This window comes from Allobosea sp. Root381 (assembly GCF_001429395.1).
Classification (GTDB): domain Bacteria; phylum Pseudomonadota; class Alphaproteobacteria; order Rhizobiales; family Beijerinckiaceae; genus Allobosea.
The window spans coordinates 199,063-223,253 of sequence record NZ_LMJT01000009.1 but is presented as its reverse complement, the minus strand read 5'-3'; the positions used below and the strand labels follow the sequence as shown (position 1 = coordinate 223,253).

22 protein-coding genes are annotated in these 24,191 nt (G+C 65.8%); 13 read left to right on the top strand and 9 right to left on the bottom strand.

Features of this window, described 5'->3' with window-relative positions:
• The first annotated feature begins 2 nt into the window (after positions 1 to 2).
• Positions 3 to 788, top strand: coding sequence for a tetratricopeptide repeat protein (locus tag ASE63_RS10510; protein WP_056800617.1), 786 nt, complete (start codon positions 3 to 5; stop codon positions 786 to 788).
• Between the two features lie 21 nt (positions 789 to 809).
• Here ASE63_RS10510 and ASE63_RS10505 read toward each other — a convergent pair whose 3' ends face one another.
• Positions 810 to 2,135 (bottom strand): glycosyltransferase, encoded by a 1,326-nt coding sequence (locus ASE63_RS10505; protein WP_162261750.1) that lies wholly within the window; start codon positions 2,133 to 2,135, stop codon positions 810 to 812.
• On the opposite strand from ASE63_RS10505, the gene ASE63_RS10500 reads away from it, so the two are divergent.
• Positions 2,119 to 2,922 carry a sulfotransferase family 2 domain-containing protein gene (locus ASE63_RS10500; protein WP_162261749.1) on the top strand — a complete coding sequence of 268 codons (804 nt, stop codon included), beginning with the start codon at positions 2,119 to 2,121 and terminating at the stop codon, positions 2,920 to 2,922. The two genes, ASE63_RS10505 and ASE63_RS10500, sit on opposite strands and share 17 nt — an antisense overlap.
• Positions 2,923 to 3,087: 165 nt before the next feature.
• On the opposite strand, the gene ASE63_RS10495 is transcribed toward ASE63_RS10500, so the two are convergent.
• Positions 3,088 to 4,299 carry a DUF2793 domain-containing protein gene (locus ASE63_RS10495; protein WP_056800609.1) on the bottom strand — a complete coding sequence of 404 codons (1,212 nt, stop codon included), beginning with the start codon at positions 4,297 to 4,299 and terminating at the stop codon, positions 3,088 to 3,090.
• An 832-nt stretch (positions 4,300 to 5,131) separates the two neighbouring features.
• Here ASE63_RS10495 and ASE63_RS10490 point away from each other — a divergent pair.
• Positions 5,132 to 5,950 carry a hypothetical protein gene (locus ASE63_RS10490; protein ID WP_056800607.1) on the top strand — a complete coding sequence of 273 codons (819 nt, stop codon included), beginning with the start codon at positions 5,132 to 5,134 and terminating at the stop codon, positions 5,948 to 5,950.
• 54 nt (positions 5,951 to 6,004) lie between these two features.
• The gene (locus ASE63_RS10485) at positions 6,005 to 6,763 is read left to right on the top strand and encodes a class I SAM-dependent methyltransferase (protein ID WP_162261748.1); all 759 of its coding nucleotides are present in this window, start codon (positions 6,005 to 6,007) and stop codon (positions 6,761 to 6,763) included.
• Positions 6,764 to 6,856: 93 nt separating this feature from the next.
• Here ASE63_RS10485 and ASE63_RS10480 read toward each other — a convergent pair whose 3' ends face one another.
• On the bottom strand, positions 6,857 to 8,320 hold the full coding sequence (locus ASE63_RS10480; protein ID WP_056800603.1) for a glycosyltransferase: 1,464 nt from the start codon (positions 8,318 to 8,320) through the stop codon (positions 6,857 to 6,859).
• A 298-nt stretch (positions 8,321 to 8,618) separates the two neighbouring features.
• On the opposite strand from ASE63_RS10480, the gene ASE63_RS10475 reads away from it, so the two are divergent.
• Both ASE63_RS10475 and ASE63_RS10470 read left to right on the top strand, forming a co-directional pair.
• Positions 8,619 to 9,878, top strand: coding sequence for an FAD-dependent oxidoreductase (locus ASE63_RS10475; RefSeq protein ID WP_056800698.1), 1,260 nt, complete (start codon positions 8,619 to 8,621; stop codon positions 9,876 to 9,878).
• Between the two features lie 86 nt (positions 9,879 to 9,964).
• On the top strand, positions 9,965 to 10,414 hold the full coding sequence (locus tag ASE63_RS10470; protein ID WP_056800696.1) for a hypothetical protein: 450 nt from the start codon (positions 9,965 to 9,967) through the stop codon (positions 10,412 to 10,414).
• A 107-nt stretch (positions 10,415 to 10,521) separates the two neighbouring features.
• Here ASE63_RS10470 and ASE63_RS10465 read toward each other — a convergent pair whose 3' ends face one another.
• On the bottom strand, positions 10,522 to 11,448 hold the full coding sequence (locus tag ASE63_RS10465; protein WP_056800599.1) for a nitronate monooxygenase family protein: 927 nt from the start codon (positions 11,446 to 11,448) through the stop codon (positions 10,522 to 10,524).
• A 227-nt stretch (positions 11,449 to 11,675) separates the two neighbouring features.
• On the opposite strand from ASE63_RS10465, the gene ggt reads away from it, so the two are divergent.
• The gene (ggt, locus tag ASE63_RS10460) at positions 11,676 to 13,238 is read left to right on the top strand and encodes a gamma-glutamyltransferase (RefSeq protein WP_056800694.1); all 1,563 of its coding nucleotides are present in this window, start codon (positions 11,676 to 11,678) and stop codon (positions 13,236 to 13,238) included.
• Between the two features lie 135 nt (positions 13,239 to 13,373).
• Here ggt and lepA read toward each other — a convergent pair whose 3' ends face one another.
• On the bottom strand, positions 13,374 to 15,179 hold the full coding sequence (lepA, locus tag ASE63_RS10455; protein ID WP_056800692.1) for a translation elongation factor 4: 1,806 nt from the start codon (positions 15,177 to 15,179) through the stop codon (positions 13,374 to 13,376).
• Positions 15,180 to 15,354: 175 nt separating this feature from the next.
• Here lepA and ASE63_RS10450 point away from each other — a divergent pair, with 175 nt between their 5' ends.
• Together ASE63_RS10450 and ASE63_RS10445 are read left to right on the top strand one after the other, a co-directional pair.
• Positions 15,355 to 15,921, top strand: a complete 567-nt coding sequence (locus tag ASE63_RS10450) for a helix-turn-helix domain-containing protein (RefSeq protein WP_244491364.1) — start codon at positions 15,355 to 15,357, stop codon at positions 15,919 to 15,921.
• Positions 15,918 to 16,451, top strand: a complete 534-nt coding sequence (locus tag ASE63_RS10445) for a GNAT family N-acetyltransferase (RefSeq protein WP_056800593.1) — start codon at positions 15,918 to 15,920, stop codon at positions 16,449 to 16,451. The genes ASE63_RS10450 and ASE63_RS10445 overlap by 4 nt, the downstream gene beginning before the upstream one ends.
• An 83-nt stretch (positions 16,452 to 16,534) precedes the next feature.
• Here the strand turns inward: ASE63_RS10445 and ASE63_RS10440 are convergent, their stop codons facing one another.
• Positions 16,535 to 16,786 (bottom strand): DUF3297 family protein, encoded by a 252-nt coding sequence (locus tag ASE63_RS10440; RefSeq protein ID WP_056800590.1) that lies wholly within the window; start codon positions 16,784 to 16,786, stop codon positions 16,535 to 16,537.
• Between the two features lie 125 nt (positions 16,787 to 16,911).
• Entirely contained in the window at positions 16,912 to 17,535 is a 624-nt protein-coding gene (locus ASE63_RS10435) for a TetR/AcrR family transcriptional regulator (RefSeq protein ID WP_056800587.1), read from the bottom strand.
• 244 nt (positions 17,536 to 17,779) lie between these two features.
• On the opposite strand from ASE63_RS10435, the gene ASE63_RS10430 reads away from it, so the two are divergent.
• Positions 17,780 to 18,751, top strand: a complete 972-nt coding sequence (locus tag ASE63_RS10430; RefSeq protein ID WP_244491363.1) for a homocysteine S-methyltransferase family protein — start codon at positions 17,780 to 17,782, stop codon at positions 18,749 to 18,751.
• Positions 18,752 to 18,763: 12 nt separating this feature from the next.
• On the opposite strand, the gene hrcA is transcribed toward ASE63_RS10430, so the two are convergent.
• Positions 18,764 to 19,849 carry a heat-inducible transcriptional repressor HrcA gene (hrcA, locus tag ASE63_RS10425; protein ID WP_056800585.1) on the bottom strand — a complete coding sequence of 362 codons (1,086 nt, stop codon included), beginning with the start codon at positions 19,847 to 19,849 and terminating at the stop codon, positions 18,764 to 18,766.
• Between the two features lie 159 nt (positions 19,850 to 20,008).
• On the opposite strand from hrcA, the gene rph reads away from it, so the two are divergent.
• From rph to hemW, 3 genes are all read left to right on the top strand, one after another.
• The gene (rph, locus tag ASE63_RS10420) at positions 20,009 to 20,725 is read left to right on the top strand and encodes a ribonuclease PH (protein WP_056800582.1); all 717 of its coding nucleotides are present in this window, start codon (positions 20,009 to 20,011) and stop codon (positions 20,723 to 20,725) included.
• A gap of 214 nt (positions 20,726 to 20,939) precedes the next feature.
• Complete coding sequence (gene rdgB / locus ASE63_RS10415) at positions 20,940 to 21,575, top strand: RdgB/HAM1 family non-canonical purine NTP pyrophosphatase (protein WP_056800580.1); 636 nt, start codon at positions 20,940 to 20,942, stop codon at positions 21,573 to 21,575.
• A complete protein-coding gene (hemW, locus tag ASE63_RS10410; RefSeq protein ID WP_244491362.1) occupies positions 21,572 to 22,771 on the top strand; it encodes a radical SAM family heme chaperone HemW in 1,200 nt (399 codons plus the stop codon). The genes rdgB and hemW overlap by 4 nt, the downstream gene beginning before the upstream one ends.
• An 87-nt stretch (positions 22,772 to 22,858) precedes the next feature.
• Here hemW and ASE63_RS10405 read toward each other — a convergent pair whose 3' ends face one another.
• Entirely contained in the window at positions 22,859 to 24,061 is a 1,203-nt protein-coding gene (locus tag ASE63_RS10405) for a penicillin-binding protein activator (protein ID WP_056800578.1), read from the bottom strand.
• Between the last annotated feature and the right edge of the window lie 130 nt (positions 24,062 to 24,191).

The window sequence follows — 24,191 nt, the reverse complement described above, 5'->3', positions numbered from 1 at the left end:
TCATGCTGAAACTGAAGCTCTTCGGCTCCGCCCAGCCAAACGAGAACCTTCGCTCGAAGGGCGACGAGGCTCGCGACCGCAACGACAGGCGAACGGCTGCGGAGCTCTATCAGCGCTACCTCGAAAAGGAGCCAGGCGACGCCGCGATCTGGGTCCAGCTCGGGCATTGCCTGAAGGAACTCGGCCGCCGCGACGAAGCCGAGCGCGCCTATCTACGCGCCCTGTCGCTCGAGCCACAGAACGCCGACACCTGCGTCCAGCTCGGCCATGTCGAGAAGCTGAACGGGCGCCCCGAGCAGGCCCTCGGCTGGTATCGCAAGGCACTTGTCATCGATCCGGCCTTCGAGCCGGCGCGGCACGAGGTCACGATCACGAACGAGTCGCTGCGGCAAGACGCTTCCACCGGCACGGGCGTATCGAATCTCGACGAGCGGATCGCGGCGGCGGTCGAGAAGCGGATTGCAGCCTTCGCCGATCAGATCGGCGCGATCCGGGCCGTCGCCGTGGAGTTGCAACGCCTGCGCCGGAACGTCGAGAACCTGGACGGCCGCGTGCTGCAATTGCAGGCCTCGGCCGCCTCGGTCCAGGACGCGCAGGCGACTACCCGCGATACGCATGCGGAACGGCTGAGCGCGCTGGAGGCGCGGGCCCCGGTATCCCAGCACGGTTTCCCGGCCCTGCTCTCGCAGCTTTCGGAACTCAACAGCCATCGCAACGAGATCGAGCTCTGCCGCAGCAGGCTCGAAGCGGTCGAGAAGACGCTCGAAGGCACCGGCGCCGGCCACTGACCGCGCCGGGTCATCGGGCGTTCAGGCGTCCATTGCAGTCAATTCGGCGGTGAGAAACCCATCAGGATTCTCGACGGCATCAATTGGATGGTAGCGCGCGATGCGTCGCAGCGCGGCGGCCAGCGTAGCCGCGTCGTCGCCCGAACTCTCGCCGTATACGACATGGTGCCAGACGCCCCCGCGCAAGGCGACGCCTTCCCGCATGCGCGAGCGAGCGGCGGCGAGCAGCAGGACGCGCACGAAATCCCCGGCTTCAGCCAGCCCACGAGCGCGCGCTCGAGCATCTTCCACACCCCCCGCTGCACCACTCTCCTGCGCTACGATGACGACATGCCTCCGGCTTCCGTCCGCCTCCCGTGAGGCGGCCAGCGCGGCGGGCAGGAAGGCAGGCGGAGCGTCGAAGCGGCTCGCATCCTGGAGGCGGCGTCCGCCGGAGAGCCCCCGCGAAAGCGCGGCCAAAGTCGCGCGGTCATGGTCCTCGTCGAAGGCAACCAGCGCCTGCTTGTGCAGTGCCCCGCGCGCGACATGGCCGGCGATATCGGCGCGGTGGCAAGCCGTGAAATCGCGCGCGGAATCCAGTATCCGCGGCAGCGTCGCGTGGCTGCGGCCGTTGACGAGCGCGAAATAGAGCTGGTTCTTCAGGATCGGATAGAAATGCGCGGTGATGCCTTCGCCATCCCGAACCGTGCCGCTGAGGAACTGGTGATGCACCGGCGCATCGCCGCGCTGACGAATCGCATATCCCGCATCGACGAGCCGGCAACAGAGATCGGCCTCGTCGAGATAATAGTCATACTCCTCGTCGAAGCCGCCGACCGCGACCAGGGCCTGCCGGCGGAACATCGCATTCGTGCCCATGACATGCGGAAAATGGGCGCTCAGCGGGAAGGCCGAGGCGTCGGCGGGGCACTCGACGTCATGCCGGGCATTGCCGAAGCGATCGCAGGTCGAGAAGCGGAACTGGAGATCGCGCCCATTCGGCTGGAACACCATGCCGCCGATGCCCGCAACCAGCGGATCATCGCCGATCCCTGCGAGGAGTTGCTCGAGCCAAACCGGCTCGGGTATGGCGTCATCGTCGATGAAGGCGACGAATTCGCCGGCAGCCAGGGCGATGCCGATATTCCGCGAAACCGAGAGGTTGCGCTCGTCGCAATCGGCGGCCTTCAGGGCACCGACAGCTACCTGTTCCGCAACGAATTCACGCGTTCCGTCCGGGCCAGGGCCGCAGACGATGCAGATCTCGAAATGCCGGTAGGTCTGGAGGCGCAGAGCCTCCAGCGTCGTCGCCAGGCTTTCGCGGCGCCCGTTGGTGTTGATGACGACGGAGATGACAGGCGCTTCCAAGGAAGAGCCCTTCGACGGGATCATGGGACGACCGGACCAGGATAATGCAGCGCGGGAGATCATCGCCGCGATATGGCGAAGCTTCAATCCCTTGTCGCTCAGGAACCGATCCGCTACCGTCCCACGCATGGGTATATCTACGGAAAAGCGGTTTATATACTTTGTGATCCCGAAGGCCGGCTCATCGACCGTCCGCAGCGTGATCGACCCCTATCGCGACATCAAGCGGCCGACAGACCATTTCTCGGAACATGTCACGATCGATCGCTTCCTCCAGTCGAAGCATGCCGACCTCGCCAGCCGCTATTTCAAGTTCTCTTTCGTCAGAAATCCATATGACAGGCTTTATTCCGGCTTTATGCAGGATTTCTTCGCAGCATATAATCTGCCGCACTGGGAAGAAGCTAAGAGACCGATATTCGACACCATAGGCGAGGACTTCAACCGATATGTCCAAGATTATGCTGCCAAGGCAGACGTGATCAATGATGCTTATTGGATCTGCTTCTGTCCCATGCACAAATTCACGCATCGAGCCGGCGATTGCATGATGGACTGGATCGGCAGAAACGAGTCCCTGGAGGCCGATCTGCGGATCCTTGCTGGCCGGCTCGACATCGAGCCAGGCGAAATCCAGCGCAGGAACGTCCGTTCGAAATCGGACACGCCGGGGCGGCATCTCGTCAACTATCGAAAGAAGACCATCGAGATCGTCAACGAGCTTTACAAGGACGATTTCGAAGCTTTCGGATATGAACTAGCCAAGCCGTCGGATTTCGCCTCCTAGCCATCGGACCGAATATCGTACTCGGCCCGATGACCCGGACCTTTGATCTTGCATCGGCTTTTCCCGACAACCGCAGGTCACTTTTCGGACCGATGCCCTAGCTGCGCCCGCGCGACGAGCAACCCTGCGGTTGCGCTTCGCATTTCGGCATTTCCCAGCGCCCCCTCACGACACCACCGCCCGATCGGTAACGCGCCGCCACTGGGCACCATCCGAGTACGCCAGCACGGCGCCGCCGGTCTCGTCGGATACGAAGACGATCTGGCCGGCCCCCACCGATGCTGCCGGAAGACCTGCCACCGTATAGCCCTTGACCCGCACCGGCCCGTCGACATCCACCGCACAGACCGGGTTCGGAGCGCTCGCGCCGCCGCCGACCTTCACGAAGCCATCCGTGCGGTTGAGGAAGGTATGGGATTTGCCCATGAAGCTGTGGTTGACGGTCGCCGTCCCATCGCCGCGGTTGATGTCGATCCGGCAAGGCGCGGTCGTGTTGACGGAGCGGAAGAAGCGGAACAGGCTGGCCGAGACGCCGTCCTGCACCTGCGGCGAAAGATCGATCAGCGCCTGGCCGGTGGCGGCGACATGTTCAAGCACGCTCTGGCCGGAAGACACGTGCCTCAGCACGAGATGACTGCTCGAACCGGCCTCCTCGAGCCTCAGCGCGGGATCGGCAGCCGCCTTGACGTGCAGCGCATCGGAGGCCGTTCCGCTCGCACCGAGCAGCACGCGGCCCGTGCCGGCATTGACGACCATGGCGTCGGCCCAGCTTGCGCCGTTGGCCGAGACCTTGAGATGAAAGTCGTCATCGCCGGCCAGGCCGATCTCGGCGCGTCCCGAATAGGCGCTCTGGAACAGGGCCGAGGCGTGCCTGGCGGCGGCGGATTTGTTGAAGACCGCCCGCATGTCGCCGGAGCCCGGCGTGACGTCGTCATGGCTGAAGAGCACCGCGTCGGATTTGACGGCGAGCCTGTTCGTGGCGTCGGCCGGCGTGTTGACGCCGAAGCGCGCCGCGCCGTCCGGAGCCGCCGCAGCCGGCCCCCAGCCAGCCCCGTCATGGAGCTGGAGCGAGCCCTCGTCCGCGACATAGGCCAGGAAGCCGGCCCAGGGCCGGATCTCGACGAAGGCGCCATCCTGAAAGGCGGCAAGGCTCCCCGGCAGCATCGTGCCCCAGGCAGGGCCGGCGGCGCCGGGCGGAAGGACATAGGTCTCGCCCTCGGCGGGCGATGCCGGCTGGACAGCCACGCTCATCGACGCGACCGCGACCTGGACGACGGCGTCGAGGCGGCGCAACGCGTCGTTGAGGGTGACATGCTTTTGCGCCTGGGCGGCTGCGAGGTAGGCAAGGCCGAGGCGCGGAGAGGTTGGCGCGGACATGGGTTGTTCCCGGTGAGTGTCCCGCAAGCTTCGCACCACCTTCTCCGACGGGGATAAAGATCGCACGGGGTTCTCGATGCGGTGCTCGGCGAGTCCCTTGACCCACCTCATCGATCGGCAATCCACCTCTGCTCGACCGCAGCCGCCACCATCAGACGGCGGCCCGCATCGAGCGCGCCATTGATATGCACCGTCCTTGACGTTAAGACGTGATCAGTCTCGATCGAAACTTCGAGGATTGGGTCTCTTGCGCTGCAGAATCTGTAGAATAACAGAGTTAAATCTCAGCATCGATAAATGGCTGAACCCGAGGCCGCCCCATCGCGCTCCCAGGTACCGACCGATCGACGATCACCGTATCGTCCATCGACGACCCGCCGCGATCACGCCGAGGCAGCGATATCATTCTTCGACATGAGAAGAACTCGGCTGCGTTTGGTCAGCTTATTCGCCGACCATATCGCTGCGATGCGGTCACTGCCCATTCAGGCGCGTTCTAGACATAGAGCTATTGCGACACATAATCACGATGCAAAAACAGGACTCTATGGTTAAATCGAAGCAAATTTCGCTAGAAATACTTCGATCTCTTGGAATCAACGAAGTCATAATATTTGGGCTTCGACAGCAAAATCATACTCACCATTACATACACAAATCTTTATATAAAGCGTTCTCTGCAATTGTTGAGGGATATGATTATATAAATGTTTCCTGGAAAGATAATACGATCCTAGAGGGCGATATCCCAAGGAACAAATTATATATATCATATACCGTACCAGGCTATTACGATAATAATATACCTTTAGGGAAAGATAATTATTACCTCGTGCACGGCACGTCCGGCGCAACCTCGACAAGGTATATCGACGACATCTTCGAGAGGACGCTGTTTTTTGACGAATTTAGGGGCGATCCGAACGCGCCGGTCCGCCTTGCTCAGAATCACGTGTTCCAGCACCTGGTGAAAAATCGACCTGCCGCAGAGGCGGATTTTCTCCCCGCATCCGGCGATCGCGACCTGCCGTTTGAATATTTCAGCAAGTCGACCCGGACTCTGGTTACTGCCTGGGCGACGGATCTCCTTCCCGGCGAGATCGACCAGGCGCTCGCCGGAATTCCGAAGCTCGCATCCAAGCAGCAAGCCAACGAAAACGTCGTATTTGTTGGAAGCGTATGGCATCGCAACATCGCTGAGCTCGGGGAGCTCGTTGGCGCCTGCGTAAGCGAAGGATTGCGGCTTCAGATCTATGGCGGATGTATCGACCGCGAATTCATCCGCAATTACGGGCATCAGGCCGACATTATTGAAGGCGCTGTTTCCGACGAGGAAGCCCGCAAGCTCACTGGCGAGGCCAGGATCGCGCCCTCCATCCAAGGCGCGGGCCAGATCGGCTATTACATACCCTGTCGGATATTCAAGAACGGAAGCTATGGATCGGCGCTGGTCAGCAACAACCGGCTTATCACGTCGATATTTGGTTCAGATTGCATCATCGACAGAAACATTTCATCTCTGATCCGATCCAGCCTGAACGACACAAGAATAAATGACGCAGATTATCTATCCTCTGTGATGCAGGATATTGCTCAGAAACATACCTATTTCAATCGCATCGAAACGATGCTGAGACATCTCGTTCAGTAGTGACCCGGGGTCCGAATATGGACACTTCCTCGCCCCGTGGGACGGAGCCTTATCGTGACGGATTTGAACGGCTATCTTCAAGGCGCCTACAATCAGGTGCACGGCTGGGTATATCCCGGCGCTGTGGCAGCGCTTTCGGCCTGCAATAGGCTGTCCCTTGCACGACGGGCGATACCGGAAGCCGGATCGTGCGAAATCGGCGTTCATCACGGCAAGTTCTTTCTGGCGCTGCTGGCGTGCACGACCAACGCCACTCGTCATGCAGCGGTCGACGTCTTCGAGATGCAGGAACTGAACATCGACAAGTCGGGCTTGGGCTCGAAGGAGAAGTTCGTCGATAACCTACGGCGCTTTCACGGCACCGCCGACGATGTCGAGTTGATCACGGCGGATTCGCTGAGCATCGACGAACGGCGCGTTGCGCAGATCGAAGCGGGTTGCGGCAAGTTCAGGCTGTTCAGCGTCGATGGCGGACACACCAAAATCCATGCGCGCAACGATATCCGGATAGCCCAGTCTTTGATCGTTAGCGGCGGCATCGTCATCGTCGACGATTTCTTCCATCCAGACTGGCCGGGCGTCACCCAAGGCATTTACGAATACATACTGTATGATTGCCCGAAGCTGGCGCCGGTCTGCATTGCCGGCCGCAAGCTCTTCCTGACCACGCTGGATGCCTATCCGTCCTTTTGCCAGTCGTTGAAGATCGAGCTCTACAAGGGCAGGAAGAAATCCCCAGTCAAGGACGTCGATCTTTTCGGATACGGAACGCTGTCGTTCGAGTTGAACCCCGACGACCCGATCGTCACCTGAAGCGCCGCCAACCCTCCTCCATGGCGAAGGCGCAGCCGCCGGTCTCCGGTGTCTCGGGCGGCCGCAAAGCGGCACCTGCCCGCGTCGAAGCGCCTATTGTCCGACCCTGACAAAATAGTGTCCGCGTCGGGTTACGTCATCGGCGATGGTCTCCGCCCGCGCGCGCGCATTGGTCATATGCGCGCGGACCTCGGCCAGCAGTGGCTCGTCCATCGTCAGGCGTGCCGTCTGGCCGCCGATGACGGCTTCGAAGCGACGGCCGGCCTCGTCGGCGAGTAGCAGCATGCCGTCCGGCGAGAGAGAGGATGCAGCCTGGCCGAGCACCTCGGCAAGATCGCGCCCGCCGGCCTGCGCCGCGAAGCCGGACACAAGCGCCATCTCATGGCAGCCCCCGACGCGCTCTCCGATCCGCGCCTGCCGCACGGATCGGAAACGCTGCGCGAGCGGCTTGGGCAGCGCCTCGCCAAAACAGATGGCCGAGCGGCGAGCGAGGTCCTTGCCGTCCCATGTGTCGAGCACGGCCGCCAGCGCCCGATGCCGTTCGAGCGAGCCGCATTCGTCGCATTGAGGCGCTTGCCTGCCGGCCATGCGGCCGCCCGGGCCCGGAACGAAGCGCGTCCCGCCGCAGAGATTGCAGGTCGGCACCAGGCGTCGCGCATGTCCCGGGACCTGGTCGAGCGGAAGGCCCTGCGAGACCGTCGTCAGCAGATCCTGCATATAGCCCGAGAGATGCGCCATCTGGGTCGCTGCGCGCAGCACCGGGAAGACCAGCGCCTTCTCGTCGAGGCCAGCCTCCTCCAGCGCCAGCACCGCCTTGTCGAACGCCGCCACGGCCTCGGCTTCGAGCTTCGCGATATCCGGCGGCACATAGTCGGGCTCCGCGAACGCCCAGGACATCTTGCCCGTGCCGTAGCGGCGGAACTGCTTCCACAGCTCGGGGACGCTGGCGCGGTGGTGGTGATGGACGATGGCGGAGGGCACGAATTTCAGCGTGTAGGCAGTCCTGTCCTGCATCCGCCAGGCGAGCGTGGCGTCGCCGCCCGATTGCATCGACGGGTCGAACAGGCCGATCTCGTCGAATACGCGCCTGCGGTAGACGGCGTTCGCGGTCTGGGCATAGGGCTTGAAGTGCCAACCCGAGAGCGGGCCGCGCTGGCGCAGCAGCCCGATCTCGTCGGAAAAGCGCTCGACGAGCGTAGCCGGCGGAGCGGACAAGATCTCGCCCGCCAGGCAGCCGACGCCCTCCTCGATGGCGGCTTCGATCTCGGACAGCCATTGCGGATCCACGATGCAATCGCTGTCGGTGAAGGCGATGAACTCGCCCCTGGCGGCGCGGATGCCGCGATTGCGGGCCGCGTAGGAGCTCTGGACCTCCGCCTCCACCAGAACCGCCACGCCGAAGGATCGCGCAACCTCGGCCGTGTCGTCCGACGAATTGTTGTCGACGACGACGACCTCGAAATCCGACTTGGAGTAATCTAGGCGCGCGATGCTCGACAGGCAGACGGAAAGGTCGGCGGGATTGTTATGGACCGGGACTACAATCGAGAATCGCACCAGGCGCCTGCCATCAAGACGTTACGATATTACGATGCCAATGCTTAGCGGCTGCTCCTGGATTGGCAAGCGCGGCGACAGGCCGCAAGTGGCTTGCTTCGCTTGAAATGGCCCCGCGCAGCATAATCTTACGGGATCCGCCCGCAGAAAGGCGCGTCACGGTGAACTGCATTCCCGAAATGGCATGGTCGGCTGCGGCTCGCGCGCTTAGATAGGCAGCGAGCTTCCGCAACCGCGATCCGGCGAACCTCGCCGGCGGCGGGTTCTTGCGGCCGCATGCCACGCGATGGACTTTTTCATGACACCGACCAGCCTGCCCTCGCCCGCCCCCGCCGCCGGAAGCGGCACCGATTTCGATCTCGTCGTGATCGGCGCCTCCTATGCCGGCGTCGGCATCGTCGCCGCGGCGCGCGAAGCGGGTTTCGCGGGACGGATCGCGCTCGTCGGCGACGAGGCGGAGCTGCCCTATCAGCGGCCGCCGCTGTCCAAGGGGTTCCTGCTCGGCACCTCGGCGGCGATCCTGCCGCTGAAGGGCGAACCCTTCTACAGGGAGGCGCAGATCGATCTCATCGCGGGCCGCCGCACTGTTGCGATCGACCGGCCGTCACGTCGGGTCAGATTGGACGACGGCAGCGAACTCGGCTTCGGGACGCTGGCGCTGACCACCGGCGCGCGCGCGGCGGCACTGCGTTGTCCCGGGGCCGAATTAGAAGGCGTCCTCTCGCTGCGCTCGCATGACGACGCCCTGCGGCTGAGCGAGCGCCTCGGCGCCGCTTCAGCGCTCGTCATCATCGGCGGCGGCTTCATCGGGCTCGAGGTCGCGGCAGCCGCAATCAAGCTCGGCAAGCAGGTCACGGTGATCGAGGCTGGCCCGCGACTGATCGGCCATGCGGTCGCGCCGGAGATTTCGGCGTTCATCCATAGCGTCCATGCGGGGCAGGGCGTGGCGATCAGGCTCGCGACGAAGGTCGAGCGCATCGAGGGCGAAGGCGGCCGGGTAATCGCGGTCATCTGCGAGGACGGCACGCGCTTGCCCTGCGACCTCGTGCTGGCGGCGGTCGGCGCCGTGCCGAATACGGAGCTGGCGATGGCAGCCGGCCTCTCGGTCGTGGACGGCATCGTCGTCGACGAATTCTGCCGCACCTCCGATCCCGCAATTTTCGCGGCCGGCGACTGCACCAGCCATCCGAACCCCTTCGCCGGGCGGCAGATGCGGCTGAGCTCGGTCCAGAATGCGCATGACCAGGGCCGCGTCGTCGGCCATGCCGTCGCGGGCAAGGAGGAGCCCTATCGCGCGGTGCCCTGGTTCTGGTCGGACCAGTACGACGTCAAGCTGCAGATGGTGGGCCTCGCCAATGGCGGCGCGTCCGTGCTGCGCGGCTCGCCCGAGGAGGGACGCTTCTCGCTGTTCCGCTACGAGGGCAAGCGGCTCGCCGCAATCGAGAGCATCGGCCGGCCGGCCGACCACATGATGGGCCGACGCCTGATCGCCGCCGGCATTTCGCCGACGCCGCAGCAGGCGGCCGACCCGGCCTTCGATCTGCGCTCTCTCGCCTGAGTTCCGTAGCGAAAACCCGCTTGCAACGACGCGAGAATGGGAGTGCGATGCGGGCGGCTCAATGCAGCCTTGCGATGGAGAAGACCATGCTGAGGAACGCCATTCTTGCATCCGCATCCCTCCTCCTGCTGGCCGCGCTGCCGGTGACGCCGGCGGCGGCGCTGACAATGAAGGAATGCAGCGCCAAATATCAGGACGCGAAGAAGGCCAACACGCTGAAGGGCCAGAAGTGGAACGACTTCCGCAAGGCCCAGTGCGGCGACGACGACGCGGCCGATGACGAGGCAGCCGCCGCCGTGACCGAGCCCGCGACGCCGGCCGCCCCGGCGGCGAAGCCTGCCGGAAGGGCCAAGGCCGCCGTCTTCCCGAGGGCCGTCTCGCAGAAATATTCGGATCAATCTGCCGGCAAGGCGCGGCTCAAGACCTGCGCCGACCAGTACAACGCCAACAAGACGGCCAACGCCAATGGCGAGTTGAAATGGATCCAGAAGGGCGGCGGCTACTGGAGCCAGTGCAACACCAGGCTGAAGAGCTGAGGGCGTCCTGACGGCTGCCGTCATTGCAAGCGAAGCGAAGCAATCCAGCGCCGTAGACCGTTACGACCCCTGGATTGCTTCGTCGCTTCGCTTCTCGCAATGACGAATCACGCCGCGAGCGAGGCGCGCGCCTGCGCGTATTCGCGGGCGAGCCGCGCGCCGAGTTCGGCCACGCTCGGCACGTCCTCGATCGAGCCCGCGCCCTGGCCGGCCGACCAGATCGTCTTCCAGACCTTCGCCTCGCTGCCGAGATCGAGCTTGCCGTGCGAGATCAGGTTGTCCGGGTCGAGGCCGGCGGCCTTGATGCTCTCGCGCATGAAGTTGGCGTTCACGCCGCTGATCGCCGGAGTGTAGAGGATGTCGGCGGCGCGCGTGCGCAGCAGCATCGCCTTGTAGGCCGGATCGGCCAGGCTCTCGGTTGTCGCGATGAAGCGCGTGCCGAGATAGGCAAGATCGGCGCCCATCAGCTGCGCCGCGGCGATCTGCGCGCCGTTGGAAATCGCACCCGCAAGCACGATCGTGCCGGCGAAGAAGCGCCTGATCTCGGAGACCAGCGCGAAGGGGCTGAGCATGCCGGCATGGCCGCCGGCGCCGGCCGCAACCGCGATGATGCCGTCGACGCCGGCCTCCGCCGCCTTCTCGGCATGACGCAGGCTGATGACGTCATGGAAGACGAGCCCGCCATAGCCGTGCACGGCCTTGACGAGATCGGCCACGGCGCCGAGCGAGGTGATGACCAGCGGCACCTTGTGCTCGACCGTGATCGCCAGATCCTGCTCGAGGCGCGGATTGCTGCGATGGACGATGAGGTTCACGCCGAAGGGCGCGGCATCGGGAATGCCGGCGAGGCGCCCCTCGATCTCGTCGAGCCAGGCGGCGTAGCCCTCGCTGCTGCGCTGGTTCAGCGCCGGGAAGCTGCCGAGGATGCCGGCCCTGCAGGCCTCGACCACGAGATCGGGGCCGGAGACCAGGAACATCGGCGAGGCGATGGCGGGAAGGCGCAGGCGCCCGGCGAGCGAGGCAGGCAGCGGCACGGATCGTTCTCCCCAGCATTTCTTTCGTCGCTCCAATGTTCGTATCAGCGCACGGGCCGGCGTGGAACCCGCCGCAGGGCGGCAGCGCGTCCGAAGCGCTTGCCAAACCGCGCCGACTGGGCGAGTGCGGAAGCAAAGCCATTCCGCCTGAACCGGCGACCGGGGAGACGAAAGACGTGACCAAGCATAACCAGCGCGATTTCGAGCAGCCCGGCCGCTCGGTGGTGATGAGCCGGCGTGGCATGGCCGCGACCTCGCAGCCGGCAGCGACGCTGGCCGCCATCAACATCCTGCAGGCCGGCGGCAACGCGATCGATGCGGCCATCGCAGCCTGCGCGGTGCAATGCGTGGTCGAGCCGGGCTCGACCGGCATCGGCGGCGACTGCTTCGTGCTGATCTCGCCGGATGGCAGCGACAACATCCTCGCCTATGACGGCTCGGGCCGTGCCCCTGCCGCTGCGACCGCCGCATGGTATCGCGAGCACGGCTTTACGGAGCTGCCGCGCCAGTCGCCGCATGCGGTGACCGTGCCGGGCGCCGTCGAGGCCTGGGCGACGCTGGTCAAGGACCACGGCAAGCTGCCGCTCGCAAAATTGCTGGAGCCGGCGATCGCGCTCGCCCGCGACGGCTATGTCGTCCCGCCGCGCACCGCGTCGGACTGGGCGGCGCAGGCGGCGCTGCTCGCCAACGATCCGCATGCGGCCCGCATCTTCCTGCCGGGCGGGCGGGCGCCCGTTGCCGGCGACGTCCACCACCAGCCGGAGCTCGCAGCGACGCTGCAGGCCATCGGCGAGCGCGGCCCTGCCGCCTTCTACGAGGGCGAGATCGCGCAGGACATGGTCGACCGCCTGCGCGAACTCGGCGGCCTGCATACGCTCGCGGACTTCAAGGCGGCGAAGGGCGGCTATGTCACGCCGATCAAGACCAGCTTCCGCGGGCATGAGGTGCATGAATGCCCGCCCGCAGGCCAGGGCGTGATCGCACTGCTGATCCTGAACATCCTGTCGGGCTTCGAGCCGGGCGACGACCCGCTCTGCGCCGACCGGCTGCATATCGAGATCGAGGCGTCGCGGCTCGCCTATGCGGTGCGTGACGCCGTGCTGGCCGATCCGAGCCAGGCCGAGATCCCGGTCGAGCGGCTGCTGTCGGAGGAGTTCGCGGCGGAGTTGCGCGCCAAGATCGACCTCAAGCGGGCGCTCCCCGAACTGCCGAGCTACTCGGCCTCCGGCGTCGAGCATCGCGACACGGTCTATATCAGCGTCGTCGACGGCCAGGGCATGGCGGTCAGCTTCATCAACTCGATCTTCCACCCCTATGGCGCGGCGATCGTGGCGCCGAAGAGCGGCGTGCTGCTGCACAACCGCGGCCAGAGCTTCGTGCTGACGGAAGGCCACCCGAACGCGATCGCGCCGGGCAAGCGCCCGCTGCACACGATCATCCCCGGCATGATGACGAAGGACGGCAAGGCCTGCCTCTCCTTCGGCGTGATGGGCGGCCATTACCAGGCGATGGGCCACGCCCATCTCGTCAGCAAGGTCGTCGATTACGGGCTGGACCTGCAAACGGCGCTGTCGCTGCCGCGGCTCTTCCCGCGTCCCGGCCAGGCGGCCGTCGAGGCGGAAGGAACGTTGCCGTCGGCCGTGCGGGCGGAACTCGAACGCCGCGGCTTCAGCTTCGCCGCGCCGAGCTCGGCGATCGGCGGCGGGCAGGCGATCGCGATCGACCACGACAAGGGCGTGCTGCTCGCCGGCTCCGACCATCGCAAGGATGGCTGCGCGCTGGGGTGGTGAGGTCGCGCGGCCTCTGCGCTCGAAACACCGCTCCCCGTCATTGCGAGGAGCGGCAGCGACGAAGCAATCCAGGAGCGGCAGAGCTCCACGTCCCCCTGGATTGCTTCGCTACGCTCGCAATGACGGCAGCGCCGTTCAGCTATCCATCTTCAGCGCGGCGATGAAGGCTTCCTGCGGGATTTCGACCTTGCCGAACTGCCGCATCTTCTTCTTGCCTTCCTTCTGCTTCTCCAGAAGCTTGCGCTTGCGGGTCGCGTCGCCGCCATAGCACTTGGCGGTGACGTCCTTGCGCAGCGCCCGGATGGTCTCGCGCGCGATGATCTTGCCGCCGATCGCCGCCTGCACCGGGATCTGGAACATGTGCGGCGGGATCAGCTCCTTGAGCTTCTCGCACATGGCGCGGCCGCGCGCCTCGGCGCGGGTGCGGTGGACCAGCATCGAGAGCGCATCGACCGGCTCGGCATTGACCAGGATCGACATGCGGACGAGGTCGCCCTCGCGATAATCGGTGATGGCATAGTCAAAGGACGCGTAGCCCTTCGAGATCGACTTCAGCCGATCGTAGAAGTCGAAGACGACCTCGTTGAGCGGCAGGTCGTAGACGACCTTGGCGCGCGACCCGACATAGGACAGGTCGGTCTGCACGCCACGCCGGTCCTGGCAGAGCTTCAGCACCGAGCCGAGATACTCGTCGGGCGTGAAGATCGTCGCCTTGATCCAGGGCTCCTCGATCGCCTCGATCTTCATCACATCCGGCATGTCGGCCGGGTTGTGCAGCTCGAGCGTCGTGCCGTCGCGCAACTTCAGGTGGTAGACCACCGAGGGTGCGGTCGAGATCAGGTTGAGGTTGAACTCGCGCTCCAGCCGCTCCTGGATGATCTCCAGATGCAGCAGGCCGAGGAAGCCGCAACGGAAGCCGAAGCCGAGCGCGGCCGAGGTCTCCATCTCGTAGGAGAAGCTGGCGTCATTCAGGCGCAGCCGGCTCATCGCCGCGCGCAGCATCTCGAAATCGGCGGCATCGACCGGGAAGATGCCGCAGAACACCACCGGCTGCACCGGCTTGAAGCCCGGCAGCGCCTGCGACACGGGGCGCTTGTCGTCCGTGATGGTGTCGCCGACGGCGGTATCGGCGACCTCCTTGATCGAGGCGGTGAAGAACCCGACCTCGCCGGGCCCGAGCGCCTTGACCTCGAGCATCTTGGGCTTGAACACGCCGACGCGATCGACGCCATAGGAGGCGTTGGCCCGCATCATCTTGATGGTCATGCCCTTCTTCAGGGTGCCGTCGATGACCCGCACAAGCACGACGACGCCGAGATAGGCATCATACCAACTGTCGACGAGCAGGCATTTCAGCGGCGCGTCGAGGTCGCCCTTCGGCGCCGGCAGCTTCTCGACGATGGCCTCGAGCACGCCCTCGATGTTGAGGCCGGTCTTGGCCGAGATCGGCACGGCGTCGGAGGCGTCGAGCCCGATCACATCCTCGATCTGCTGCTTGATGCGGTCGGGATCGGCCGCCGGCAGGTCGATCTTGTTGAGGACGGTGACGATCTCGTGGTTGGCGTCGAGCGCCTGATAGACGTTGGCGAGCGTCTGCGCCTCGACGCCCTGCGAGGCGTCGACGACCAGCAACGAACCTTCGCAGGCCGCCAGCGAGCGCGAGACCTCATAGGCGAAGTCGACATGGCCGGGCGTGTCCATCAGGTTCAGGATGTAGGTCTTGCCATCCTTCGCCTGGTAGTCGAGCCGCACGGTCTGCGCCTTGATCGTGATGCCGCGCTCCTTCTCGATATCCATCGAGTCGAGGATCTGCTCGCTCATGTCGCGCGCTGCGACCGTGCCGGTCTGCTGGATCAGCCGGTCGGCAAGCGTCGACTTGCCGTGGTCGATATGCGCCACGATCGAGAAGTTGCGGATATTGTCGAAGGACTTCGTGCTCATGCGCGGGCCATAGCAGCGAAGCCGCATCCCGCCAAGCGCGCCATGCGGGCGCGGAGCCGTGTGCAGCCGGATCATGGCCCCTGAGGCATCGCAAATCGTCGATGCGTCGATTGACTTCGGTATTTGGTAGAATTTATCTACTATCATGGAATCACCTGAAGCACTCGAGCTAGACATGCGCCTCGGCCGCCGACTGAAGGCGACGCGGCTGATGCGCGGCCTGACGCTGGAGCAGCTCGCCGAGCGTTCCGGGGTGAGCCGGGCGATGATCTCGCGGGTCGAGCGCGGCGAATCGAGCCCGACCGCCGCCCTGCTGGACCGACTCTGCGCCGGGCTCGGCATCGTGCTCTCCGCGCTCTTCCACGACGAGAACGGCAGCGGGCCGCTCGCCCGCAAGTCCGAGCAGCCGATCTGGGCCGATCCGGCGAGCGGTTATCTGCGCCGCGCCGTCTCGCCGGCGGCCAGCGGATCGAAGATCGAGATCGTCGAGGTAGAGATGCCGGCCGGCGCACGCGTGCTGCTGGAGGCGCCGCGCAACGGCTACAGGCTCGACCAGCAGCTCTGGCTGCTCGACGGCGAGATCGTCATCGGCGTCGGCGGCAGCGAGCACCAGCTCACGGCGGGCGACTGCCTGGCGATGCTGCTCGACGGCCCGATCAGCTTCCACAACCCGGGCGTCCTGCCCGCGCGCTATGCGGTGGTGCTCACCGCAGCCGACGCCTGGAACGGGATTTCGCGATGACGCAGCTGCAGGCCACCATCGAGACGCTCGACGCCGGCGCGGCGCGAGCCGCCATCCCGGCCCTGACCGAGATCCTGCGCGACTGCGTGGCTAACGGCGCCTCCGTCGGTTTCATGGCCTGGAACACGCTGCCTGAGTTCGAGCGCTACTGGATCGGCGTCGCGATCGAGGTCGAGGCCGGGCGGACGATCCTGCTCGCGGCGCGCGACGAAAGCGGCGCGATCGCGGGCACCGCCCAGCTCCAGCTCATCGCCAAGCCGAACCAGCCGCACCGGGCCGAGGTCGCCAAGGTGCTGGTGCATTCGCGGGCGCGGCGGCAAGGCCTCGGCGCGGCGCTGGTCAATGCGGCGGAAGCGGCGGCACGCGCGGCGAAGCGCGACCTGCTGGTCCTCGACAGCGACGAGGACGGCGAGGCGCGCAGGCTCTACCGGCGGCTCGGCTGGACGGAGGTCGGCACCATCCCTCGCTATGCGCTTCTACCCGATGGAAGCTTCTGCGGCTCGACGATCTTCTACAAGTCGCTGGCGTGAGGGGAGCTTCGTTTTCGGTATCGAGACGCCCTTCCTTCGGAATGGCTCCTCAGGATTGAGGGCTATGGGGTGAAAGACAGCCCTCAATCCTCCGCCTTCGGCTGGCGGAAATAGGGCTCGACCTCGCCCTTGAGCTTCACCGTCATCGGGTTGCCGAAGCGGTCCTTGGCGTTGCCGGCGGTGAGGCGCACCCAGCCTTCGCTGATGCAGTATTCCTCGACATTGGTCTTCTCGACACCCTTGAAACGGATGCCGATGTCCCGCGCGAGCAGTTCCTCGTTGTAATAGGGGCTGTTCGGGTTGGAGGAGAGGCGGTCTGGGAGCGTGTCGGTCATCTGGGGAAGCCTTGAATCTTGAATGGCGGGCGGCCTGGGGCCGCGTTGGCGGCAGAGGTAGCGCGAACCGGCAGCGATGCCAAATCGCACCGTCCGGATCGCAATGGCCAACTCTCATAACGTCCCTAAGAAACCCGCCCGGGCCCGGCGAAGATCAGCTTGACGAAGCTGCGGAAGGTCAGGACCTGCCGTGCAAGGCGGCCCGGATCGCCCAGCGTCTTCGACATGATGATACCGCCGTCGACGACGCAGGAAAGCATGTCGGCGAGATCGTCGAGATCGACCGGCTCGCGCGGCGGGTGGACGGCAGCGATGCCCTCGAGGATGCCGCGGAAGCGGGCGTTCCAGCTGCGGACCGACTGCGCGGTGAGCTCGCGTACTTCGCGATCGTAAAGGCGCTCCTGATAGCAGATGCTGGCGATCAGGCAGCCGGGATGGCCGCTCGGCAGGTCGGCCATGATCTCGGCCAGCAGCTTGAGAGAGACCAGGAAGGCCTGCAGCGGGTCGTCGGACAGCTCGCGGCCGCGGGCAAAAATCTCGTCGAAGAGCTGGTCGTTGCTCGCGACATAGCGCTTGAGCATCTCCCGGGCGAGCTCGTTCTTGTCGCGGAAATGATAGAAGAAGCCGCTCTTGGTGATCCCGGCCTCGACGATGACCTCCTCGATCGAGGTCGCGCCGAAACCCTTGGCCAGGACCCCGGCTTCGGCGATGGCGAGAATGCGGTCGCGCGTCGCGATGCCCTTGCTCACGGAAGGACCTCCGAAAAACTGTACCGCCGGTATGGTTTTGCGCCGGGGAGAGCCTAGCACGACATGGCCTGGCGACGCCATCGGATCGCTCAAGATTTTGAAATTAAGGGATTTTTCTTCGTCCCGACCGGACCGCACCACGAGCTTTCTAGCTGTGCGGAGCGGCAATGGCGATAACCAGCGCATCCCCGGCCAGCAGACAAGGATGCCAAGGCGGGGCCCAACCAATCCGGGAGCGACACTCATGGCCATGCATCGTCACGCCGCCTATCGTCACGCCCTTCCGCAGATGCAGGGCGGGCTTTTCCTCAGCGATGGCGGCCTGGAGACTACCCTCATCTTCCATGACGGGCTGGAACTGCCGCATTTCGCTGCCTTCGTCCTGCTCGCGAACGAGCAGGGACGAGCGCATCTCACCGGCTATTACGAGAAATATCTCGCCATCGCGCAGGAGCGCGGCGTCGGCTTCGTGCTCGACAGCGCGACCTGGCGCGCCAATCCCGACTGGGGCACGAAGCTCGGTTACGGGCCGAGAGAGCTGAAGGCGGCGAACCAAGCTTCGATCGCGCTGCTGGCGAAGCTGCGCGACCGCTGGGAAACGCCCGCCACGCCCTGCGTCATCTCGGGAGCGATCGGTCCGCGCGGAGACGGCTACAAGCAGGGCTTCATGGGACAGGCGCAGGCGCGGGACTATCACAGTGCGCAGATCGCGGCCTTCGCCGAATCGGAGGCCGACATGGTCGCGGCCTATACGCTGGGCACGGTCGAGGAGGCGGCCGGCATCGCGCTCGCCGCACAGGCGCACGACATGCCCTGCGCGATTTCCTTCACCGTCGAGACCGACGGCCGGCTCGTCAGCGGCCGGTCGCTGCGGGAGGCGGTCGAGATCGTCGACGACGAAACCAGCGGCGCGCCGCTCTACTACATGATCAACTGCGCCCATCCGACGCATTTCGAGCAGGCGCTGGAGGCTGGCGAAACCTGGCTGAAGCGCGTGCACGGCGTGCGCGCCAATGCCTCGACGAAGAGCCATGCCGAGCTCGACGAATCGGAGACGCTGGACGCGGGCGATCCCGCCGATCTCGGCCGGCGCTATCAGGCACTCACGCGCAGCTTTCCGAGCCTGCGCATCCTCGGCGGCTGCTGCGGCACGGACCACCGCCATGTCGCGGCTGTGTGCGAAGCCTGCCTGCCCTTAGAGGCGCTCAGCGCCTGAGCCGTGGATGCCTCACCGCTCGCCGTCCAGCAGGCGGCCGACGACCTTGGCGGTGTAGTCGACCATCGGGACGATGCGGGCATAGTTCAGCCGCGTCGGCCCGATGATGCCGACGACGCCGACGATGCGCTGCTCGGCATCGCGGAAGGGCGCCGCCACCATCGACGAGCCCGACATCGAGAACAGCTTGTTTTCCGAGCCGATGAAGATGCGGACGCCGTCACCGGCCTCGGCCCGGGACAGCAAGTCGATCACGTCTGTCTGGGTCTCGAGATCGCCGAAAAGCATGCGGATGCGCTCGAGGTCCTCCTGCGCCTTCAGGTCCTCCAGCAGATTGGCCTGGCCGCGGACGATGAGATGGCGGTCGCTGCTCGGGCCGGACGAAGTCGCGATGCCGCTCTCGACCAGCCGGGCAGTCAACGAATCCAGCTCCCGCTCCATCTGCGAGCGATATTCGGCGATCTCGGCGCGCAGTTCGCCCAGCGTCTTGCCCGCGATGCGCGCATTCAGGAAGTTCGCAGCCTCCGTCAGGGCCGACGCCGGCAGGCCGGGCGGCAGGGCCAGCAGCCGGTTCTCGACCGTTCCGTCATCGGCGACCAGGACGACGAGCGCGCGCGCCGTGTCCAGCCGAACGAATTCGATATGCCGCAGCCGGGCATTGGCCTTGGTCGTGACGACGACGCCGGCACCACGCGACAGGCCGGACAGCAAAGCCGAGGCCTCGGTGAGCGCGCCGTCCAGCGTCCGCTGTGAGGCGGCGGCGCGCATCTGGGCCTCGATGCGTCCGCGCTCCTCCGAGGTCAGGTTGCCGACCTCCATCATCGCATCGACGAAGAAGCGCAGGCCCTGCTCGGTCGGCAGCCGCCCGGCGGAAGTGTGCGGAGCGTAGATCAGCCCGGCGAGCTCGAGATCGGTCATGACGTTGCGCACCGTCGCGGGCGACAGCGTCATCGGCAGCAACCGGGCGATGTTGCGGGAGCCGACCGGCTCGCCGGTGGCGAGATAGCCGTCGACGATCTGGCGAAAAATCTCGCGCGAGCGTTGGTCGGTCTCGATCAAGCCGCTGGCGGATTCGGGACGCGGCGTATGGGCGCTCATCTCACTGGGACAAAGGCTGCGACATGGGTCTCATTGTCGGCTTCCGCTCGTGCCGGATCAAGCGGAAACGGAGTATCGGCCAAGCGGGCGGCCCCTCAACTTGCCCCGCCCACCCCAACCGCCTACAAGCCGGCATCTTCGGACAATCAGGATTTTGCCATGCGACCCTCCAAACGCGCCGCGGACGAAATGCGCAAGGTGACGCTCGAACGCGGCGTCGTGCGCTATGCCGAGGGCTCCTGCATGGTGAGCTTCGGCGAGACGAAGGTGCTCTGCGCTGCGACCGTCGAGGAAAAGGGACCGCCCTGGCTGCGCGGCACCGGCAAGGGCTGGGTCACGGCCGAATATTCGATGCTGCCGCGCGCCACGCATGAGCGCACCCGCCGCGAAGTGACGTCCGGAAAGCCCTCCGGCCGCACCCAGGAAATCCAGCGTCTGGTCGGGCGCTCGCTTCGCGCCGTCGTCGACCTGACCGCGATCGGCGAGCGCCAGATCGTCGTCGACTGCGACGTCATCCAGGCCGATGGCGGCACCCGCACGGCCGCGATCACGGGCGCCTGGGTCGCGCTGCACGACGCACTGAAATGGATGGAGGGCCGCTCCATGCTGAAGGGCTCGAATCCGCTGAAGGACCATGTCGCCGCCGTCTCCTGCGGGATCGTCGCCGGCAACCCGGTGATCGATCTCGACTATGTCGAGGATTCCGGCGCGCAGACCGACGCCAATTTCGTCATCACCGGCTCGGGCGGCCTCGTCGAGGTGCAGGGCACGGCCGAGGGCGCACCCTTCTCAGAGGAGGAGCTGATGGCGCTGCTCAGGCTCGCCAAGGGCGGCGTCTCGCAGCTCGTGACGCTGCAGAAGGCGGCGGTGGCCTGAGGACATTCAGCACATGACCTGGGTCGAGATCGCAGTCGGTGTCGCCATTGCCTTCGGTCTCGTCCTGACAACGATCGCATTCAGTCTCTGGCGAGCAACAACTCCGCGCCGCAGGCAGCCGCGGTTTGCACCCCCGTCGGGCAATGAAGATCGAGGACCGGGCGTTGGAGCGCCATCGGACGCAGGCGTTCCTTAGGAAAACAGGGCACATATTTTGACATCTCACCGCCTCCTCACCGGCAAGGTCGTCCTCGCGACGCATAACAAGGGCAAGCTCGTCGAGATGCGCGAGCTGATGGAGCCCTATGGGATCGAGGTCACTTCGGCCGGCGAGCTCGACCTGCCCGAGCCCGACGAGAGCGGATACATGTTCTCGGAGAACGCGGCGATCAAGGCTCATGCCGCGGCGAAAGCCTCCGGCCTGCCGGCGCTCGCCGACGATTCCGGTATCTGCGTCCACGCGCTGGACTGCGCGCCGGGGCTGTTCTCGGCGAATTGGGCCGGGCCGGGCAAGGACTTCAAGCCGGCCATGGCCCGCGTCCTCGCCGAGATGGCCAAGCGCGGCGCGGTGACGGCCGAGCAGCGCCGGGCGCATTTCGTCTCGGCGCTGGTGATCGCCTGGCCGGACGGGCATGAGGAGCTGTTCGAGGGCCGCGTCTTCGGCACTATCGTCGAGGCGCCACGTGGCACGGGCGGCTTCGGCTACAACCCGATCTTCCAGCCCGATGGCTACGACGTGACCTTCGCGGAGATGTCGAGCACGGTGAAAAGCGGCAAGGACGACGCGCTCTCGCATCGCGCCCGCGCCTTCAAGGAGCTCGCGGCCGCCTGCCTCAGGAAACCGAATTGAGCGGCGGCGCTGCCCTCACCGAGCCAACCGGCATTCTGCATCCGACCGCGGATGCGGGCTTCGCGGTCTATGTGCATTGGCCGTTCTGCCTGGCCAAATGCCCCTATTGCGACTTCAACTCCCATGTTCGCCTGCAGCCGCCGGACCAGGCGCGCTATGTCGCGGCCTTCCGCCGCGAACTCGCGCACAGGGCGGCGCTGGCGCCGGGACGGACCGTCACCTCGATCTTCTTTGGCGGCGGCACGCCCTCGCTGATGGAGGGCCGCACCGTCGGCGCAATCCTCGACGCGATCGGCGAAGCCTGGGCGATCGACCCGAACTGCGAGGTCTCGCTGGAAGCCAACCCGACCAGCGTCGAGGCCGGGCGGTTCCGGGATTTCCGGGCGGCGGGCGTGAACCGGGTCTCGCTCGGCGTGCAGGCGCTCAACGATGCCGACCTCAAGGCGCTCGGGCGGATGCACTCCTCGCAGGAGGCGCTGGAGGCAATCGCGATAGCGCGCAAATATTTCGAGCGCTACTCCTTCGACCTGATCTATGCCCGCGCAGCGACGCAGACGCCGGCGTTGTGGCGGGCGGAACTCGAGCTCGCCATCAGCCACGCGGCCGAACATCTCTCGCTCTACCAGCTCACCATCGAGCCCGACACGATGTTCGAGCGGCTGTTCAAGGCCGGCAAGCTCGCGATCCCGGACCATGATGCGGGCGCCGCCCTTTACGAGATCACGCAGGAGATCACCGCCCGCCACGGCCTGCCGGTCTACGAGATTTCGAACCATGCAAGGCCCGGCGCCGAATGCCGGCACAACCTGGTCTACTGGCGCTATGGCGAATATGCCGGCGTCGGCCCCGGCGCCCATGGCCGCCTCGTCACCTCCGAGGGGCGGATGGCACATTCGACGGAGAAGCGCCCCGAAACCTGGCTCGAACGGGTCGAAGCCGAGGGGCATGCGCTGGTCGAAGACGAGCGGCTCGATGCCGAGGCGCAGGGCGACGAATACCTGCTGATGGGGCTGCGCCTGGTCGAAGGCATCGATCCGGCCGTGTTCAAGGCCCTGTCGGGACGGACGCTGAGCGCAAGCCGCGTAGACGGCCTGATCGCGGAAAAGCTCCTGGCGCGCAAGCCGGGCGGCAAGATCGCCTGCACGCCGGACGGGGCGCTGGTGCTCGACGCCGTAGTCGCCGATCTGGCGGCGTAACCCGCCCGTCATTCACGGGCGGAGCAAAGCGCAGACCCGAGAATCGCCGGCAAGAGATGCTCGGGTCGAGCCCGAGCATGACGCGCATCACTGCGTCGGCGGGCCGAGATCGCGCGGTGCGGCGTTCACGGTGACGATCCGGCCGTTGCGCAGCTCCAGAACCGCGAGACCGCGCTCGACCTGGCCGTCCGGCCGGAAGCGGAAGACGCCGTCCGCACCGGCGAAGCCCGAGGCGTTGGTCAGTACCGATTCCGAGAAGCGCTGCGAGCCTTGTGTCCGCGCGAGCGCGGCTGCGAGCGAGACCGCATCATAGGCCAGTGTCGCTGTGCGCGTCGGCGCGGCGTTGAAGCGCTGCTGGTAGCGCCCGGAGAAGGCGTTGAAGCCGGCGGTATCGGGCGAGGCGAACCAGCCGCCCTGGATCGCCGGCACGCGCGCGACATCGGCATCGTTCCAGACGCCGGTGCCGAGCGGCTTGACACGGGCCGGATCGTAGCCGGCCTGCTGCAGCGCGGTGCCGAGCGCCGGCATGGTGTCGGCCGCCGCAGGCACGAACAGCGCATCCGCCTGCTGCAGCGCCGGCACAAGCCGGGTGGCTGCGGCGCGCATCGCATTCGGGTCCGCCGCGAAGCGCTCGATCACGACCACGCGGCCGCCGCGCGCCGCGACGGCTTGCTGGAACGCCGCCTCGACGACCTTGCCATAGGCGGTGTCGGGGACAAGCGCGGCGAAGGACCTGCGGCCCTGCTGCGAGGCATAGGCGATGACGCGGCTGACGTCGTTCTCCGGCGGGAAGGAGAGCAGGTAGATACCGCGCCCGGCGACACTGGTGTCGCTGGAAAAGGCGATGACCGGCCGGTTGGCGCCGCGCGCGACCTGCCCGACCGCCTGGACGGAGGGGGCGAAAAGCGGGCCGATGATCAGCTCGGCGCCTTCCCGCAGGGCTTCCTGCGCTGCCGCCTGCGCGCCCTGGGGCGTTCCGCGGTCGTCCTTGACCAGCAGGGTCAGGTCGGCATTGGGGAATTCCGCCAGAGCCATCTCGGCCGCGTTCCTGAGCGAGTTGCCGATGGTGGCGCCCTGCCCCTCCGCGCTCAGCGGCAGGATCAGCCCGACCTTGACGTTGCCCGTGCCGAGCGTCTGGCCGGTGGGCTGTGCCGGCTGCGCCGAACCGCTGTCGAAGCCCGGCAATCCGCCCGTACCGCCGCTGCAGCCTGCCAGGCCCAGCCCCGCGAAGGCGAGCAGCGAGACCGCATGCCGCCGGTGAACCGGTGTTTGGAGCCGATGGCGCGACACGGGCGATCTCCAGATCTTGAGCCGGACCGGCCGTAAGCCCGCCCGACGATACAGCCCCCCGACCGTGGGACTTTCCTGCCAGTGCGACATGTTATTTTCAAGTTGTTAACTCTGAGTTGCGCCGAGCCAA

Bases quoted from the DNA above. Each gene is read 5' to 3' on its own strand.
- rph (WP_056800582.1), top strand. From the start codon at position 20,009: ATGCGACCCTCCAAACGCGCCGCGGACGAAATGCGCAAGGTGACGCTC.
- ASE63_RS10500 (WP_162261749.1), top strand. From the start codon at position 2,119: ATGACAGGCGCTTCCAAGGAAGAGCCCTTCGACGGGATCATGGGACGA.
- ASE63_RS10450 (WP_244491364.1), top strand. From the start codon at position 15,355: ATGCGCCTCGGCCGCCGACTGAAGGCGACGCGGCTGATGCGCGGCCTG.
- ASE63_RS10475 (WP_056800698.1), top strand. From the start codon at position 8,619: ATGACACCGACCAGCCTGCCCTCGCCCGCCCCCGCCGCCGGAAGCGGC.
- ASE63_RS10440 (WP_056800590.1), bottom strand. From the start codon at position 16,786: ATGACCGACACGCTCCCAGACCGCCTCTCCTCCAACCCGAACAGCCCC.
- ASE63_RS10470 (WP_056800696.1), top strand. From the start codon at position 9,965: ATGCTGAGGAACGCCATTCTTGCATCCGCATCCCTCCTCCTGCTGGCC.
- ASE63_RS10495 (WP_056800609.1), bottom strand. From the start codon at position 4,299: ATGTCCGCGCCAACCTCTCCGCGCCTCGGCCTTGCCTACCTCGCAGCC.
- ASE63_RS10510 (WP_056800617.1), top strand. From the start codon at position 3: ATGCTGAAACTGAAGCTCTTCGGCTCCGCCCAGCCAAACGAGAACCTT.
- ASE63_RS10430 (WP_244491363.1), top strand. From the start codon at position 17,780: ATGGCCATGCATCGTCACGCCGCCTATCGTCACGCCCTTCCGCAGATG.
- lepA (WP_056800692.1), bottom strand. From the start codon at position 15,179: ATGAGCACGAAGTCCTTCGACAATATCCGCAACTTCTCGATCGTGGCG.
- hrcA (WP_056800585.1), bottom strand. From the start codon at position 19,849: ATGAGCGCCCATACGCCGCGTCCCGAATCCGCCAGCGGCTTGATCGAG.
- ggt (WP_056800694.1), top strand. From the start codon at position 11,676: ATGAGCCGGCGTGGCATGGCCGCGACCTCGCAGCCGGCAGCGACGCTG.
- ASE63_RS10445 (WP_056800593.1), top strand. From the start codon at position 15,918: ATGACGCAGCTGCAGGCCACCATCGAGACGCTCGACGCCGGCGCGGCG.